This is a genomic window from Bacillus sp. UNC41MFS5, assembly GCF_000686805.1.
Genome location: NZ_KK366018.1, coordinates 383,817 through 399,749 on the forward strand (window position 1 = coordinate 383,817; position 15,933 = coordinate 399,749).

Sequence of the window (15,933 nt, forward strand, 5' to 3'; positions counted from 1 at the left end):
CAGCTCCCTCTATAGTTTAATCATTTTGTAATAATTTGAGATTAACAGTGATTTACATTTCTCGGCAGCCTCTACAAAAAATTGAACAACCTCAGCATCAGGGACCATCGCTTGTTCAAAGCTAACTTGTGTTGTCATTACCTGTGAAAATGATTGTGAAAACCGTAAAGTGACTTCATACCCAGATTCATTTTTTTTGAGCGTTCCATGGATATCATAAGGATGGATATGATAACTCGAAAATGTGTCTGCCATTTGCTGGTACAACGCTGGTGCGGCAAAACGTAATAACTTTTCCTCTAATTCTGGTCTTTTATTCATTTTCACCCTCATTTCCTGTATTACCCAAAAATTCCATGCTTATTTTTCTCCATCGACCAGAAGTTTATTCATTTCATCTTCATTATGGATTTGATCTATAATGACCAGACTATCTAATAATGTAACCATCCGTTGATTTGGTTCATCTGTCTGTAATAGATTTTTCAGATTATCTACAATCCTCCGCATGAGGTCATGATCACGAGTTAATTGGATTACAGTGGTCAACATATCTGGATTTGCTTCAACAATATCTTTATATAGCCCATCCTCTTCTGCCTCGGCATGTTTCAAAGTACGAGATTCCCAATGCTCAATCGTAACTTCTATTACCTGTAAGGCTTTTTCCCTGTCACCATCTTCCAGACATTTCTGAAATAATGCTCGTAATTCGATTGCCTCATTTAATGCAGCATCATGAATGGACGAGTGCGCATCTTTTTTTCTCAAACTTGGACCTGACAATGTCACGTCACTCCTTTCCTATTCCACAATAGTAAGTTACTAAAAATGGAAATCATTATAATCTTTTCCATATCACCTATCTATAAACTTAAAAAAAGAGGGGTGTGGCAAAAAAAGGTGTCAGGCACTTGATGAAAGAATTGATATTATCCCTATCTATTTGTTATAATGAGGTGGTTGTAACATTATTGAGGAGGAACATTTTTTTATGTCAATCGAGGTAGGTACTAAGGTACAAGGTAAAGTAACAGGCATCACTAGTTTTGGGGCATTCGTAGAATTGCCTGGTGGCACAACAGGATTAGTTCATATCAGTGAGGTAGCTGACAGCTATGTAAAAGACGTTAATGACCATTTAAAGGTTGGCGACCAAATTGAAGTTAAAGTAATTAGTGAGAAGGACGGAAAGACTGCCTTGTCCATCAAAAAAGCTATAGATAAGCCCGAAGGACAAACCTCATCTTATTCCCAACGCCCACCACGCCAGGGAAGAGTAGATAACCGTTCTAAAGATTTCCGTGCAAAGAGTAATTTTAAACCAAAGGAAAATTTCGAAGATAAAATTGCGAAGTTTTTAAAGTCTAGTGAAGAGAATCTATCTACCTTAAAACGCAGCACTGAAACAAAACGCGGCGGTAGAGGCGGAAGACGCGGATAACTTTATCGTTTATTAATACATCAATATATAGTGAAAGGCAAACGTGTTTAGACATGTTTGCCTTTTTTAATTGCTTTCTTCCTTTTATTAAAGCGAAAAAAAAGACAGGGCTCGCCTGTCTTTTTTTCATTTGATTAATCGTGAAAATTGGTCCCATCAGTCGTAGCTTTAATGATGCCGGCGCGAATTACAAAATCACCAAAGTGCTCCTCTTCTTCTCGTTCTTTGGCATAACGAGAAAGTAAAACTCGAAGCTCACTTAAAATTTCTTCCTCGCCGATGTTCTCTCTGAACATTTTGCTTAAACGGCTGCCATCATGAGCGGCACCAAGATACATATTGTATTTACCTGGTGCTTTCCCGATAAACCCAATTTCCCCAAGTGCATGTCGGGCACAGCCATTCGGACAACCCGTCATTCGGATGGTAATTTCCTTGTCGCGAAGACCATTTTCATCGACAATGTTTTCAATTTTATTAATTAACGTTGGTAAATAGCGCTCTGCCTCTGCCATAGCTAAACCGCATGTAGGAAGAGCTACGCATGCCATTGAGCTACGGCGCAATGCTGAATAATGCTCACCATCAGTTAAACCATATTGCTCAATAAGTTCGTTAATTTTTTTCTTATTCTGAGTGGAGACATTAGCGATAATTACGTTCTGATTACCCGTTAGGTGGAAATCACCGGTATGGATTTTGGCAATTTCACGCAACCCTGTCTTAAGCTTGTAATCATTAAAGTCAGCGACACGACCATTCTCAATAAACAGAGTAAAATGCCATTTTCCCTTAACGCCCTTAACCCATCCATAACGGTCGCCGTTATGGTCAAACTGGTATGGTTTTGCTTCATCTAAACTCCAACCAAGACGATGTTCCAATTCTGCTTTAACATTTTCTAGACCAAGTCGATCTACTGTATACTTGAAACGAGCATTTTTTCGGACGGAACGGTTACCGTAGTCCCTTTGAATGGTAATTGTTTTTTCAGCAATATCGTATAATTGATCAGGTTTACAGAAACCAATAACCTTTGCAAGTTGAGGATAAGTGGCTGTGTCCCCGTGCGACATTCCCATTCCGCCGCCAATCGCCACGTTAAACCCAATTAATTTTCCATCCTCAACAATCGCAATAAAACCAAGGTCCTGTGAAAAAACATCAATATCATTACCAGGTGGCACAGCAATTCCAATTTTAAACTTCCGAGGTAAGTAAAGTGGACCATACATTGGTTCCACTTCTTCAATTTCAGGTGTTCCGGCTACTTTTTCTTCGTCCAGCCAAATTTCGTGATACGCTCTTGTGCGTGGCAGTAAATCGTTGCTCAATTTTTTCGACCATTCATATATTTCGGCATGAATCTCAGATTGGTACGGATTCGAAGAACACATTACGTTTCGGTTCACGTCACCGCAAGCCGCAATGGTATCCATAAGTGCATTATGAATTCCCTGAATCGTACTTTTCATATTCCACTTTAATATCCCATGCATTTGGAACGTTTCACGGGTAGTCAGTTTCAAAGTTCCATTACCATATTTATCAGCCAGGTCATCCATTACGAGCCATTGATCAGGTGAAGCAACCCCGCCAGGAAGTCGAACACGAAGCATAAACTGGTATGCTGGTTCAAGTTTTTGTTTGGCACGTTCATTGCGGAGGTCCCGGTCATCCTGCAAATAACTGCCATGATGTTTCATTAAACGGTTATCATCATCAGGAATTCCTGCACTTATCCGGTCTAGCATTACTTCTTTTAGTGTCCCGCGTAAATAATTACTTCTTTCTTTAATACCTTCCACATCACTTGGAGGTCCTTCAGGCGCTTTTAAAATTTGATTAACCATGGTGAAACTCCTTTCTATCCCAAATCAGTATACGTCACGCTGATAACGTTTTTGCTGCTGCATTCCGGCTACATATTCTTCTGCTTTTTCACGGCTCAAGCCGCCTTCTTTTTCAATAATGTCAATTAACGTATTATGAACATCATGGGCCATATGTTTTTCATCCCCACAAATGTACAGATGAGCACCTTCTTCAAGCCATACAAATAATTCTTTACTGTTTTCAAGCATACGATGTTGTACATACACTTTTTCAGCCGTATCACGTGAAAAGGCTACATCCAATTTCGACAATACGCCGTCTTTCAGCCATTTTTGCCATTCTGTTTGATAAAGGAAATCCGTCACAAAATGCTGATCCCCGAAGAATAGCCATGATTTACCTTCAGCTCCGATTTCTTCACGCTCTTGCATAAAGGAACGAAATGGTGCTGCACCAGTCCCTGGCCCAACCATGATGATTGGGGCATCTGGATTATTTGGCAGCTTGAAGTTTTCATTATGTTGGATATATACTGGCACGGTATCGCCTGGCTGCAAACGTTCCGCTGTCTGGATGGAACAAACCCCATTTCGTTTTCGGCCGTGTGCCTCATAACGGACAGCACCGATAGTCAAATGGACCTCATCTGGGTTTGCCGTTAAGCTGCTCGAAATCGAATACAGTCGGGATGGCATTTTCCGAAGTATGGAGACAAACTCTTGTGCCGATCCAATCCAAGGAGTAAAATCCCTTACTAAGTCAAGCAAGTCACGTCCATCCAAATAAGTTTTTAATTTCTCTTCATTACCTGGTGAGAGCAGTTCCTGTAAATTTTCATTTCCAGTAAGGCGGGCTGCCTTCTCAATCAACGGTTTCGTTAACGTTGTAATTTCAAAATGTGAGGAAAGTGCAACTTTAAGAGGGAGGCTTTCTCCCTTTTTATTTACAGTCACCTGTTGTTCTGGATCCCAGTTCATTTCCTCCAATAATAAGTTTACAAGAGCGGGGTCATTTTCCGGATAGATTCCTAGACTATCCCCTGGTTCAAAGGTGAGTCCGGATCCTTCAAGCGACAACTCAAGGTGGTGTGTTTCTTTATTTGAACCTCGCCCGTTCAGATTGATGTTTTCTAGTACTTCGGCTTTAAACGGATTTGATCTTGAATACGTTGATTCTACTACTTGAGATACCTGTTCATGAACTGGAACTTGGCTGCCGGCGTCTGCTTCTTTTAAATTACTAAGCACACCTGCAAGCCATTCAGATGCTGGTTCATCGTAATCAAGGTCGCAGTCAAAACGCGGGTAAAGTCTTGTACCGCCTAGTTCTTCCATGCGTGCATCAAAGTCTTTTCCTGTTTGACAGAAAAATTCATACGAACTGTCACCCAGTGCCAAAACCGAGAAGCGAAGATGCTCTAGTTTCGGGGCCCGTTTTCCATGCAGAAACTCATGAAAAGCAATGGCATTATCTGGCGGAGTGCCCTCGCCATGGGTACTAGCAACAATCAGCAGATTTTCAACCTTTTTCAAATTGTTAGGTTTAAAATCACTCATTGATATAACAGTTACTTGGAAACCAGCTGCTTCAAGCGTCTTTCCTGCTTTCTTAGCAAGCCCCTGAGCGTTACCCGACTGTGAACCAAAAAGGATGGTTACATCTTTTGAAATGGCCGGAGCTGTGATTGCTCCCGTTTGTTCAGATACTTGGACATTTCCAGACCCCGAAATCGAAGAAAATTGGGCTGCTGCCAAAAAACCGCTCAACCAGACTTTTTGTGATTCTGTCAACGTAGGCAGTATTCGGTTTAGGAGCTCTGCTTGTTCCTGATTAAAAGGACTATTCAATACTTGAAGTTGCACTAAAATCCACCTCACAAAGGATTATTAACTTATCGTGATCATTTATTTATCATGACTTGTTATAACAATTCTTACAGTACACAATTTTCAGTCAAAAAATGATTAATATAATAATAGTTTTACTATTCCTATAAGTCAAGTCGGTTTTAATGATTTAACCCATTAAAATCTGTTAAAATTCTGATTTTTCCCAATGAATGCATGGTAACTCCACCATTTAAATAAAATATATGGCGCAATGATACAGCATACCGCGACACTCTTCCAAAGCTTGGCTTTTTGTCACGACACACTGTCCTCATTGCGCCAGAATTTTAGGAAATGTTATCTATTTCTTCTGTTTCGGTTACGCAAAAACGTCGGAATGTCAATAGACTCCTCTGTATCCTGTCCATAACTTCCATAATCATGCGAAGGCTCTTCATGATTCACTTGTTCTTGTTTTGGCTGGGATTGGACCTGACTTCTTGATGGTCCTTCTTTTTGAATAGGAGAAGAAGGCCTAGTGGTTCGTGCCAATTTATCAACAAACCCAGTAGCAATGACTGTGATCATGATTTCATTTTTAAAATTTTCGTTAATAATCGAACCAAAAATCATATTTAAATCTTTATCTGCTGCTGAAGCGACAAGGTCCGCTGCCTCTTGCACTTCATATAGACTTAAATCTTTCCCACCAGTTATATTCATAAGAATCCCTTGTGCTCCGTCAATCGACGTTTCTAATAATGGACTGGAAATTGCCTTTTTGGCTGCCTCTACCGCGCGTCCATCACCTTTTGCAACACCAATACCCATTAAAGCTGTCCCTTGATTACTCATAATGGTCTTAACATCAGCAAAATCCAGATTTATTAATCCAGGAACAGCTATTAAGTCAGAAATCCCTTGAACACCTTGACGAAGAACATTATCCGCTTCTCTGAACGCTTCAATCATCGGCGTTCTTTTATCAACAATTTGCAATAGGCGATCATTTGGAACTATGATTAACGTATCAACTGCTTGACTCATTAATTCAATTCCACTTGCTGCATTTGAGGCACGTTTACGTCCCTCAAATCCAAACGGACGGGTCACAACGCCAATTGTCAAAGCACCAAGGGCACGAGAGATTTCTGCAATCGCAGGTGCAGCACCAGTTCCAGTACCTCCACCCATCCCAGCAGTGACGAACACCATGTCGGCTCCTTTTAATACGTCCTCCAGCTGCCTTCTGCTTTCTTCAACCGCTTTTCTGCCGACTTCAGGATTAGCGCCAGCACCTAATCCTCTTGTCAATTGTGCCCCAATTTGCATTTTAATTTCTGCTTTTGATAGATTTAGAGCTTGGGCATCTGTATTGACAGCAATAAATTCGACACCTTGAACTCCGCCTTCAATCATCCGATTGACAGCATTATTCCCGCCGCCGCCAACACCAATTACTTTTATTCTAGCTACTTGATCTATATCCATGTCAAAATCCCACATATTATTCCTCCTACTTATCATCCGTTAATTATTATTTGCCTCACTATTAAAAAAAATCATAGATTTTTATCATCTAGCAATCGATTAGTTACAAATAATCTTTTGTCGTATGTATATTTTTTTTCTTATTCGTATTTTACCAAAATAATAGCAGATTTAATATAGTAAGCTAACGCTCAATTCAGATAAATTTGATGAATTTTGTAGAAAATACTAGTAAATTTGTTAAATTTATTAAACCATTTTGTTTAGTAGTTCTTTTGAAATACATCCATCGATAGATATTTTGCCACTGCTAGATGCAGTCAACAACGAACTATCATCCTGCTAGCATGATGATAGAGTTAAACTAGCTTGCTTCTATGAAAAAAATACCCTTAATGCGGCAGCAAAATGGCGGCATTAAGGGTATTTTTGATGATTTGCGTTTTAACTTGTGTTTAAGCGGAACAGTATGTACTTTTATAAGGCTGGAGCTTCCATCCCCATGTGACTCCATTCTTCCCGTGCTGGTCCATATACTCCAGGTACGCTTAAACCAGCTTGGCGCATTAGAACTGTCATTTGGCCACGATGATGAATGATGTGTTTAATTAAAAGAGAGAGTGTCACTCCTTTTGGCATATCCATACCAAACACGTTTTTCATTTCGGTTAAGGATGCATCCGTCCATTGCTGCTTTACTGCGTCGATTGTGTCAGCAGTAACCTTTCGAAAAGTGTCAGCAATGGTTTTCGCTGAGGTCGGTACCGCATCTCCATTCTCCACATTTTCAACAGTGATGCCAAACTCGGTAAGCATTCCAGGTGTGCTCGCAACCACGTGCCAAGCAATTCTCCCTAGTGTTCGGTCTTCTGGAGAAACTTCTTGTTGAAGTGATTGGTCCGTTAAAACATCTAACACCTTTTGCGTAGAGGATGCTTCTTGATTCCATTCTTGGATAAATTCAGATATAGAAGTATACATAATTTTAGCCTCCATCTTTAATAAATTTAACAGTAGTAGTATATCATTCTTGCCAATATCAGCAAAATTTCCCACATAAAAATATGTCTAATACTCCTCTACAGTTGAAATATATGGTAGGTTTCGGTACATTTGCGCGTAGTCAATCCCATAGCCGACAATGAATTCATCTGGGATGACAAAGCCTACATAATCAACGGGCAGGTCTACTCGCCTTCTTTCAGGCTTGTCTAAGAGCGTACAAATTTTAATTTGTTTTGGATTATGCGCTTTTAAATGGCCGCGCAAGAAATGCAAAGTCAGACCGCTGTCAATAATATCCTCAACCACAAGGACATTCTGATTGGTAATATTGGCATCAAGGTCCTTCAGTAATCTTACTTTCCCTGTTGACTCTGTTTCGTCCCCATAGCTAGAAACGGAAATAAAATCAATATTAATATTCCCCTTCATCTCACGAATCAAATCAGCAGCGAAGATAAACGAACCTTTTAAGACGACGATTAGAATAATGTCCTCATGATTAAAGTCACTTTCAATTTGTTCAGCTAACAGCTTCACTCTGGCTTTAATTTCTGTTTCAGAAATCATCACATCTTTAATTCGATAACCCACAAATTCCACCTCATTCTAAAAATTTGGCTGTGTTAAACTTGTCTGTCGACTTCCGTTTCAGGCACTTCGCTTTCCGCGGGCGTGCCGGAGAGCCTCCTCGTCGCTTTGCTCCTGCGGGGTCTCCCCTGCCCCGTACTCCCGCAGGAGTCTTCGTGCCTTCCACTCCAATCAACAGAGTGCCAAAATCAACATTATCCCTTAACACAGCCAATAATTAAAAATGCCAATACGAAAAATCATCTAGTTTGATTTTTCGCATTGGCGTCGATTGTTATACTCCTTTATAGGCTTGTCGGTAAATTTCTGCTAATTCGGTTACTAATGGAAGCTTAGGATTTGCTGTGGTGCATTGGTCTTCGAAAGCCCGATCTGCTAGATAGTTAACTTTGCTTTCAAACTCAGCTTTATTTATATGATTTGCTTCAAGGCTCATTGGCACTTCCAATTCCTGTGTCAATTTAATAATGGCTAGAACCAGGCTCTCTACACCTTCCTCTGTGGTACTTGCAGGTAATCCTAGTATTCTAGCGATTTCAGCATAACGTTTGTCAGCTTTGAAATGGTTGTACTTCGGAAAAGCAGTGAATTTCTTTGGCTTTGCAGCATTATAACGAATAACATGCGGCATAAGTACTGCATTTGCCCGGCCGTGTGCAATATGGAACTCTGCTCCCAATTTATGGGCAAGACTATGGTTAATACCTAAAAATGCGTTAGCGAACGCCATGCCTGCAATGGTTGATGCATTATGAACCTTTTCACGAGCTTCTTCATCCTGTCCGTTTTTGTAGGCTCTTGGCAGGTACTCAAATACTAGTTGGATGGCTTTTATCGCGAGACCATCTGTAAAATCATTCGCCATACAGGACACATAAGCTTCAATTGCGTGTGTCAAGACGTCCAAACCGGTATCAGCCGTAATGTGTTTAGGGACCGTCATCACGAACTGTGGATCGATAATAGCGACGTCAGGTGTCAATTCATAATCCGCAAGAGGATATTTAATATTTGCTTCTTTATCAGTAATTACCGAGAACGATGTTACCTCGGAGCCTGTTCCAGATGTGGTAGGAATGGCAACAAATTGCGCTCTTTGGCCAAGATTAGGATATTTGACAATCCGTTTTCGAATATCTAAGAATTTTTGTTTTAAGCCAAAGAATTCGGTATCTGGATGTTCATAGAACAGCCACATTCCTTTGGCCGCATCCATTGCTGAACCGCCGCCAAGAGCAATGATCACATCAGGTTGGAAATTTGCCATCATTTCTGCACCCTTCATCACTGTTTCAATGGACGGATCCGGTTCTACTTCTGAAAAGATTTCACAATGCACATAATCAGGACGTTTTCTTAAATAATATAGAACTTTATCAACATATCCTAATTTCACCATTCCAGGGTCAGTGACAATAAAGGCTTTTGAAATTTTCGGCATTTTTGCTAAGTACTGTGTAGAGTTTTTTTCAAAATAAATTTTAGACGGTACTTTAAACCACTGCATATTTATATTCCTTTTCGCCACTTTTTTTATATTCATCAAATGAACGGTACCCACGTTTGTTGAGACAGAATTTCCGCCATACGTACCGCACCCCAGGGTCAATGACGGCATATAGGCATTGTAAATATCACCAATTGCACCTTGAGATGATGGGGCGTTGACAATAATACGTCCGGCTCTCATTCGCAGTCCAAACTCCTTAATAACTGTTTGATCGGTAGTATGAATAACAGCGGAGTGCCCTAAACCGCCAAACTCCAGCATTTCCTCGGCCCGTTTTAATCCTTCTTCAAGACTACTTACCTTATAGCATGCAAGAACTGGGCTTAATTTTTCCCTTGAAAGTGGGAATTCAGGGCCAACTCTAGTTAATTCTGCGACAAGAATCTTTGTTTCGTTAGGAACCTTCACTCCAGCCATCTCAGCTATTTTAGCCGCCGCCATTCCAACAATATCAGGGTTAACAGCACAAGAATGTTCGTTTATAACTAATTTTTCAACCTTCGCTTTTTCTTCCTCAGTTAAAAAGTAACAATTATTTGAAATCATTTCTTGTTTTACACCATCGTAAATTTCTTTATCAACAATAACCGCTTGTTCCGAGGCACAAATCATCCCATTGTCAAAGGTCTTTGATAAAATTAAGTCATTTACCGCTTGTTGAAGATTCGCTGTTTTTTCAATATAGCAAGGGACATTTCCTGGCCCAACACCCAGTGCAGGCTTACCTGAACTGTATGCAGATTTCACCATCCCCGCTCCGCCTGTGGCAAGAATTAATGAAATTCTGGTATGATTCATCAGGGCTTGAGTAGCTTCGAGCGATGGTGTTTCAATCCATTGAATACAATTTTCTGGTGCTCCTGCCTTAATTGCTGCATCTCTTAGGACTCTTGCCGCTTCACTGCTGCATTTTTGTGCGGATGGATGGAAGGCAAAAATAATTGGATTTCTCGTTTTTATCGAAATAAGTGCTTTAAACATGGTAGTCGATGTTGGATTGGTTACTGGTGTTACTCCCGCAATAACCCCGACTGGTTCCGCAATTTCAATCATACCTTCATGTTCATTTTCGTTAATGATTCCTACGGTTTTATCGTATTTGATATTATGATAGACATATTCGGTAGCAAACATATTTTTGATGATTTTATCTTCGTATACGCCTCTTCCAGTTTCTTCAACCGCTAATTTCGCAAGCGGCATATGCTGGTCAAGGCCTGCCAAAGCCATTTCTTTGACAATTTCATTTATCGTTTCTTGGTCAAAGCTGCGGAACTCAGCCAATGCTTTTAGACCATACTCGACCAGTACGTCCACCATATTTTTTACATTTTGCTTTTCTTTAACTGCCTTTTCTACAACTGCCATCGTAATACCTCCATTTGATTAATTACTTGTGAAATTTTTCACAAATTATATTAAAAAAATAATCTATTTAGCGGGTATTTTCTTGGGTGAGTGTTTGTTTGTGAATATTTTCACATAATTGGTTAAAAAAAAAGTTTTTACACTTAATCCTACAGCTGGTTATTCACACACTGGATTCCGGGGAATTTTTTCAAATAAAATGTCGGTTAGGACCTTAGAATACTTTTTAACAATAATCACGTAATTTACGGTCCAAATATAGGAGGGAATTTCTTCATTTTCTTTAAAAAACATTGCCTCAAATTCATCACCAACGGCTTCTTCAAATGTCTCTAAGGTATAAGTTTCAGAATCGGTAGAAAATACTTTCCATTCACAAACCATCATGTCTTATCACTCCTTGTTTGTTTATGGATACATCATAACATGAATTTACGACAAAAGTTTGTGAAGTATTGAACAAAGTGTGAATCATTTTTAAATTATAGATTTTACACTTTATAAATAGGGGTTACGGTCATTCCGCTTTTAACCGTAACCGTTTTTAAACGTGTTTCGAGTATTAACCAACTTCTACATCAACACAATTCCTTCAGGAAGATTAATAGAAGTCAGAATGTCCGCCTCCCTCACACGATCCTCTGCATAAGAAGAACCACTCAAAATCTCATGATCCAGGTATCCGGGATGACACATCACTTCGACCGTTTGCCCGTCATGAACACGTGTAACCAGTTTCTCAAAGTAATCGCAGGTCGCTCCCTCTCCATAAAAATCATGTAAAAACACATCGGAAAAAGCAGCTACTCCCTCTACTGCATCCATTGAAAAACGTCTAGCACTTAAATCGTATTTATTTGCCAGCATTTGCACCACCGGTAAAAATGCTGGAATCGTATGAACATGATGATGGCTATCAAAATGAGTTGGTGTAAGCCCTGTTTCTAGAAACTTATCGATTTGCGCACTCCACTCTCTTGTCAGTTCGTCAAGGGAAATCTCCGTTTTCTCTTTGAATTCAGAAAGTCGTTTAAAACTGCCATTCTCATTAACTAGTGACGGAACGTCTGTTAAAAGTGGCTTTCCACACGTTAGGACCAGATGAATCCCAACTTGAAGTTTTGGATTTGCTTTCGCGAGCTCCACAGCATGTGTCACACCAGGCATGTTCATCATCATCGTGGTGGAATTAACTATGCCATTTTTATGGGCATCGATAATCCCATAATTAATTCCTCTTGAGTACCCGAAATCATCTGCATTTACAATTAACTTAATCAAGCGGTTATACCCTCCTCTTTACCAGCGAAAAGGCTGCAGATCCGCTGCCTTTTGTTAATTTTTAAAAAACTGAGGTAAATACTTCTTATGCGCTTCTAACATTTCGTCGACGATTTGTTTCGCAATGGTATCTGAGGCAACCAATGGATTGATTGTTAAAGCAAGGATTGCTAGATTATAATCGCCCGTTACTGCAGCTTCGGCTGCGACCCGTTCAAATGATTTAATTTGTTGAACAAGGCCTCGGACCGGAACAGGGAGATCGCCCATCACAAGTGGCTTTGGGCCCTCTTTTGTAATGATACAGCTAACCTCAACAGCCGAATCATTAGGAATGCTCGCGATTGAACCATTATTTAAAGTATTAACCGGTTGAATATCCCCTTTGTCATTATAAATTGAAGAAATTAAACGGACCGCAGCATCACTGTAATAAGCGCCACCCCGTTTTTCAAGTTGTGGAGGTTTAATTGATAGATTAGGATCCTTATAAAGTTCAAAAAGATCCTCTTCTAACTTTTTCACTACTTCCGCACGTGTTCCAACCGTTTCTGCATTTTTGATGTCTTTTTCGACCATTTCACGACTTTTATAATAATAATTGTGATAAGGACATGGCAGTACTCCTAAGGCCCTAATAAATTCAGGCTCCCAGCCCTGCCCTTGAATATTCTTTACGAAACTTGAATTTTCTGGGTTGGTTAAAAATTCGATGACTTGGTCTTTTTTACTAACGCCATCTACAAAAACATCTAGACCGTATACCATATGATTTAACCCGGCAAAGTCAATGCGGACACGGGAATGTTCAACTTTTAGTAGTTTTGCAATACCCATTTCCATCCCAATCGGTACATTACAGAGTCCGACTACCTTGCGATGGTCACTATAGCGGAGAACCGCTTCCGTCACCATCCCTGCTGGATTGGTAAAGTTAACGAGCCACGCATCAGGACAAAGTTCCTTCATATCTTTGACAATATCCAAAATAACTGGAATCGTGCGAAGACCTTTAAAAAGGCCACCCGGTCCGTTGGTTTCTTGCCCAAGTACCCCATACTTTAACGGGATTCTCTCATCCTTTGCCCTCGCGTCGAGGAGACCCACCCGGAATTGTGTGGTCACAAAATCAGCATCCCTTAATGCTTCTCTCCGATTGAGTGTTAAGTGCACTTCGACAGGAAGTCCTGCTTTTTGAAACATACGTTTTGCTAAGTTTCCAACTATTTCTAATTTCTCTTTCCCTTCCTCGACATCCACAAGCCAGAGTTCGCGTAATGGTAGTTCATCGTATCGTTTGATCAATCCTTCCACCAGCTCGGGAGTATAACTCGAACCGCCGCCAATGGTGGTAATTTTAATCGATTTAGTCAATTTCTATGAACCTCCCACTTTATTGAGTATTCATTTCTTGGCGAATCTCAACAATCTCTCTTGCTAAATCTATTAATGTGATGGCCGTCATTAAATGGTCTTGCGCATGGACTAGGATAATGGGGATGTCGAAATCCTTGCCCTCCGCTTCCGCTTGAATCAATTGTGTTTGAAAGCGATGGGCATGAATGATTTCACTGTCAGCCTCTGATAGTTTTTCCAGTGCAGAAGTGAAGCTTTTTTCTTTGGCAGTAAAAATCGCTTCCATGGCGAGACTTCTGGCATTTCCACTGTGCAAAATTAATTGAAATGAGAGTTGGTACAATTCTTCCTTTGTCATCTTTGTCCCCCTCACCTAAGATACATGCCAAGAGCTTGCCAGATGGCAAGCCCTTTTTTATTCTATTGTTAATTACTAGACCCTTTTTCAACATTGAAGTTTTGTTTATCCCACATTCTAAAAAATGGATAGTAAATCGCAAAGGCAACGACTAAATTTATCACTTGCATTAAAGCCCCTCTAATATTTCCGCCCGTTGCTAGATATCCACCGATAATAGGAGGAGTCGTCCAAGGTACAGCAACACCAGCGGTCTTCGGAGCAAAACCAGTACTCATCCCAATATAAGTCGTAATGGTCAGTGCCAACGGTGTTAAAATAAATGGAATAATGAGCAGTGGATTTAAAACGATTGGGGCTCCGAAAGTAATCGGTTCATTAATATTGAATATTCCTGGTCCGATTGCCAGACGGCCTAATTGCTTGGATTGCTGACTCTTCGCCATAAATAACATCATGATAGCAAAAACAAATGTTGCACCTGAACCGCCCATATAAATGAAAATATCAAAGAATTGTTGGGAAATGATATTTGGAATTTCATCTCCTGCTTGAAGCGCCAAGCGGTTCGCGTCCGTTTGGGCTAACCAAATTGGTGCCATAACGCCGCCGACAATACTCGCGCCATGCAATCCAGTGGACCATAAGAGTTGAACAAAGAAGACGGCAATTAGTGCACCAATCAGTGTCCCACCAAGCGCACCAAGTGGTTCTTGTAACAACTGCCCAACAACATTGTGCAAACTTTCAAACGAAGTGTTTTCAATGAGTAAACGGATAATCCACACGCAAAGAATAACTAAAAATCCTGGGAATAAAGCGACAAATGATTTACTGACACTTGGCGGTACACCATCCGGCATTTTTATAACAATATTTTTTTGAATAATATATCGATAAATTTCAGTTGAAAACATAGCTAGGATCATAGCAACAAACAAACCTTTACTACCTAAGAGAGCCATTGGCAATACGCCGCCTACTTGTACAGCTGCTGTTGTTCCTTCTGGGGTAAACATCGTGAAATAGGGAGTGGCAAGAATAAAAGCAGCGACAGATATGGCACCTGCACTCAAAGGATCGACTTTGTATTGTTCAGCCAGACGGTAGGCTATACCGAACGCTGCAATCAGCGCCATAATGTCAAAAGTTGCGCTGACAGGATATAGAAGTTTAGTTAACCAGGCGTCTCCGAATGTGCGGGCCATAAATTCCGGATATCCATCAATAGGTAAAAATCCCAAAATTAAAAAAATGGATCCAATGATGAGGAGCGGCATGGTTAAAATGATTCCATCACGCAATGCTTGTAAGTGTCGCTGACCTGCAATCCTGCCTGCGACGGGCATTACCTTCTCTTCTAACATCTGATTAAATTTGCTCATATCTTTTCACCCCTATGTGAAGTTATGAATCTAGTAGATTTTTGGCAAATTTTAATACTTCCGCCCCATTACACATCCCATAATGCACCGAATTGATTAAATCAACGGGTATCCCTTTTTCTAATCCTGCTTTTTTCAATTTGGGAAGCAGATATCGAACCTGCGGACCTACTAATAACACATCCGCTTGATCTAGATGGTTATTCACTTCATTCGCACTTACTGCCCATATCTTTGCAGAAATTCCTTCTGCTTTTGCTGCTGCTTCCATTTTCGTTACTAATAAGCTAGTTGACATGCCTGCAGCACAGCATAATAGGATGTTCATAACAATCCTCCCTTCTATTTATTGTAACCGCTTACAAAAAAGATAAAAAATTTTTCCATTGCGATAAACAATGGATTTCCAAAAAAAGATGTCCTCCATGTCAATATTTTGTCCCGCCCTAATATATATTTCCTCACCAAAAAAATTAGGACAA

The 15,933-nt window shown here is 40.2% G+C and carries 16 protein-coding genes; 1 reads left to right on the forward strand and 15 read right to left on the reverse strand.

Annotated features, from left to right (window positions below):
- Nucleotides 1–9: 9 nt before the first annotated feature.
- Complete coding sequence (locus tag BR30_RS0125510; RefSeq protein WP_035446122.1) at nucleotides 10–321, reverse strand: hypothetical protein; 312 nt, start codon at nucleotides 319–321, stop codon at nucleotides 10–12.
- Nucleotides 322–360: 39 nt separating this feature from the next.
- Complete coding sequence (locus BR30_RS0125515) at nucleotides 361–771, reverse strand: hemerythrin domain-containing protein (RefSeq protein ID WP_231507807.1); 411 nt, start codon at nucleotides 769–771, stop codon at nucleotides 361–363.
- A gap of 223 nt (nucleotides 772–994) precedes the next feature.
- On the opposite strand from BR30_RS0125515, the gene BR30_RS0125520 reads away from it, so the two are divergent.
- Nucleotides 995–1,444, forward strand: a complete 450-nt coding sequence (locus tag BR30_RS0125520) for a S1 domain-containing RNA-binding protein (RefSeq protein WP_026567489.1) — start codon at nucleotides 995–997, stop codon at nucleotides 1,442–1,444.
- Between the two features lie 134 nt (nucleotides 1,445–1,578).
- Here BR30_RS0125520 and cysI read toward each other — a convergent pair whose 3' ends face one another.
- From cysI to BR30_RS0125580, 13 genes are all read right to left on the reverse strand, one after another.
- A complete protein-coding gene (cysI, locus tag BR30_RS0125525) occupies nucleotides 1,579–3,297 on the reverse strand; it encodes an assimilatory sulfite reductase (NADPH) hemoprotein subunit (RefSeq protein WP_026567490.1) in 1,719 nt (572 codons plus the stop codon).
- Nucleotides 3,298–3,321: 24 nt separating this feature from the next.
- Nucleotides 3,322–5,142, reverse strand: coding sequence for an assimilatory sulfite reductase (NADPH) flavoprotein subunit (locus BR30_RS0125530; RefSeq protein ID WP_026567491.1), 1,821 nt, complete (start codon nucleotides 5,140–5,142; stop codon nucleotides 3,322–3,324).
- 324 nt (nucleotides 5,143–5,466) lie between these two features.
- A complete protein-coding gene (gene ftsZ / locus BR30_RS0125535) occupies nucleotides 5,467–6,615 on the reverse strand; it encodes a cell division protein FtsZ (RefSeq protein ID WP_026567492.1) in 1,149 nt (382 codons plus the stop codon).
- 462 nt (nucleotides 6,616–7,077) lie between these two features.
- Nucleotides 7,078–7,581, reverse strand: a complete 504-nt coding sequence (locus BR30_RS0125540; protein WP_026567493.1) for a DinB family protein — start codon at nucleotides 7,579–7,581, stop codon at nucleotides 7,078–7,080.
- Nucleotides 7,582–7,668: 87 nt separating this feature from the next.
- The gene (hpt, locus tag BR30_RS0125545) at nucleotides 7,669–8,196 is read right to left on the reverse strand and encodes a hypoxanthine phosphoribosyltransferase (protein ID WP_155928834.1); all 528 of its coding nucleotides are present in this window, start codon (nucleotides 8,194–8,196) and stop codon (nucleotides 7,669–7,671) included.
- Between the two features lie 10 nt (nucleotides 8,197–8,206).
- Nucleotides 8,207–8,407, reverse strand: coding sequence for a hypothetical protein (locus BR30_RS38180; protein ID WP_155928836.1), 201 nt, complete (start codon nucleotides 8,405–8,407; stop codon nucleotides 8,207–8,209).
- Nucleotides 8,408–8,467: 60 nt separating this feature from the next.
- Nucleotides 8,468–11,071, reverse strand: coding sequence for a bifunctional acetaldehyde-CoA/alcohol dehydrogenase (gene adhE / locus BR30_RS0125550; protein WP_026567495.1), 2,604 nt, complete (start codon nucleotides 11,069–11,071; stop codon nucleotides 8,468–8,470).
- A gap of 159 nt (nucleotides 11,072–11,230) precedes the next feature.
- Nucleotides 11,231–11,458 carry a hypothetical protein gene (locus BR30_RS0125555; RefSeq protein ID WP_026567496.1) on the reverse strand — a complete coding sequence of 76 codons (228 nt, stop codon included), beginning with the start codon at nucleotides 11,456–11,458 and terminating at the stop codon, nucleotides 11,231–11,233.
- Between the two features lie 186 nt (nucleotides 11,459–11,644).
- Nucleotides 11,645–12,352 carry a chitin disaccharide deacetylase gene (chbG, locus tag BR30_RS0125560; RefSeq protein WP_026567497.1) on the reverse strand — a complete coding sequence of 236 codons (708 nt, stop codon included), beginning with the start codon at nucleotides 12,350–12,352 and terminating at the stop codon, nucleotides 11,645–11,647.
- A 54-nt stretch (nucleotides 12,353–12,406) separates the two neighbouring features.
- Nucleotides 12,407–13,726 (reverse strand): 6-phospho-beta-glucosidase, encoded by a 1,320-nt coding sequence (locus tag BR30_RS0125565; protein ID WP_026567498.1) that lies wholly within the window; start codon nucleotides 13,724–13,726, stop codon nucleotides 12,407–12,409.
- Between the two features lie 19 nt (nucleotides 13,727–13,745).
- On the reverse strand, nucleotides 13,746–14,066 hold the full coding sequence (locus BR30_RS0125570) for a PTS sugar transporter subunit IIA (RefSeq protein WP_026567499.1): 321 nt from the start codon (nucleotides 14,064–14,066) through the stop codon (nucleotides 13,746–13,748).
- Nucleotides 14,067–14,134: 68 nt separating this feature from the next.
- The gene (gene celB, locus BR30_RS0125575; RefSeq protein ID WP_026567500.1) at nucleotides 14,135–15,451 is read right to left on the reverse strand and encodes a PTS cellobiose transporter subunit IIC; all 1,317 of its coding nucleotides are present in this window, start codon (nucleotides 15,449–15,451) and stop codon (nucleotides 14,135–14,137) included.
- Nucleotides 15,452–15,473: 22 nt separating this feature from the next.
- Nucleotides 15,474–15,779 (reverse strand): PTS sugar transporter subunit IIB, encoded by a 306-nt coding sequence (locus BR30_RS0125580; RefSeq protein ID WP_026567501.1) that lies wholly within the window; start codon nucleotides 15,777–15,779, stop codon nucleotides 15,474–15,476.
- Nucleotides 15,780–15,933 lie beyond the last annotated feature (154 nt).

Bases quoted from the DNA above. Each gene is read 5' to 3' on its own strand.
- BR30_RS0125520 (WP_026567489.1), top strand. From the start codon at position 995: ATGTCAATCGAGGTAGGTACTAAGGTACAAGGTAAAGTAACAGGCATC.
- cysI (WP_026567490.1), bottom strand. From the start codon at position 3,297: ATGGTTAATCAAATTTTAAAAGCGCCTGAAGGACCTCCAAGTGATGTG.
- BR30_RS0125570 (WP_026567499.1), bottom strand. From the start codon at position 14,066: ATGACAAAGGAAGAATTGTACCAACTCTCATTTCAATTAATTTTGCAC.
- celB (WP_026567500.1), bottom strand. From the start codon at position 15,451: ATGAGCAAATTTAATCAGATGTTAGAAGAGAAGGTAATGCCCGTCGCA.
- adhE (WP_026567495.1), bottom strand. From the start codon at position 11,071: ATGGCAGTTGTAGAAAAGGCAGTTAAAGAAAAGCAAAATGTAAAAAAT.
- BR30_RS0125555 (WP_026567496.1), bottom strand. From the start codon at position 11,458: ATGATGGTTTGTGAATGGAAAGTATTTTCTACCGATTCTGAAACTTAT.
- BR30_RS0125510 (WP_035446122.1), bottom strand. From the start codon at position 321: ATGAATAAAAGACCAGAATTAGAGGAAAAGTTATTACGTTTTGCCGCA.
- BR30_RS0125580 (WP_026567501.1), bottom strand. From the start codon at position 15,779: ATGAACATCCTATTATGCTGTGCTGCAGGCATGTCAACTAGCTTATTA.
- ftsZ (WP_026567492.1), bottom strand. From the start codon at position 6,615: ATGTGGGATTTTGACATGGATATAGATCAAGTAGCTAGAATAAAAGTA.
- BR30_RS0125540 (WP_026567493.1), bottom strand. From the start codon at position 7,581: ATGTATACTTCTATATCTGAATTTATCCAAGAATGGAATCAAGAAGCA.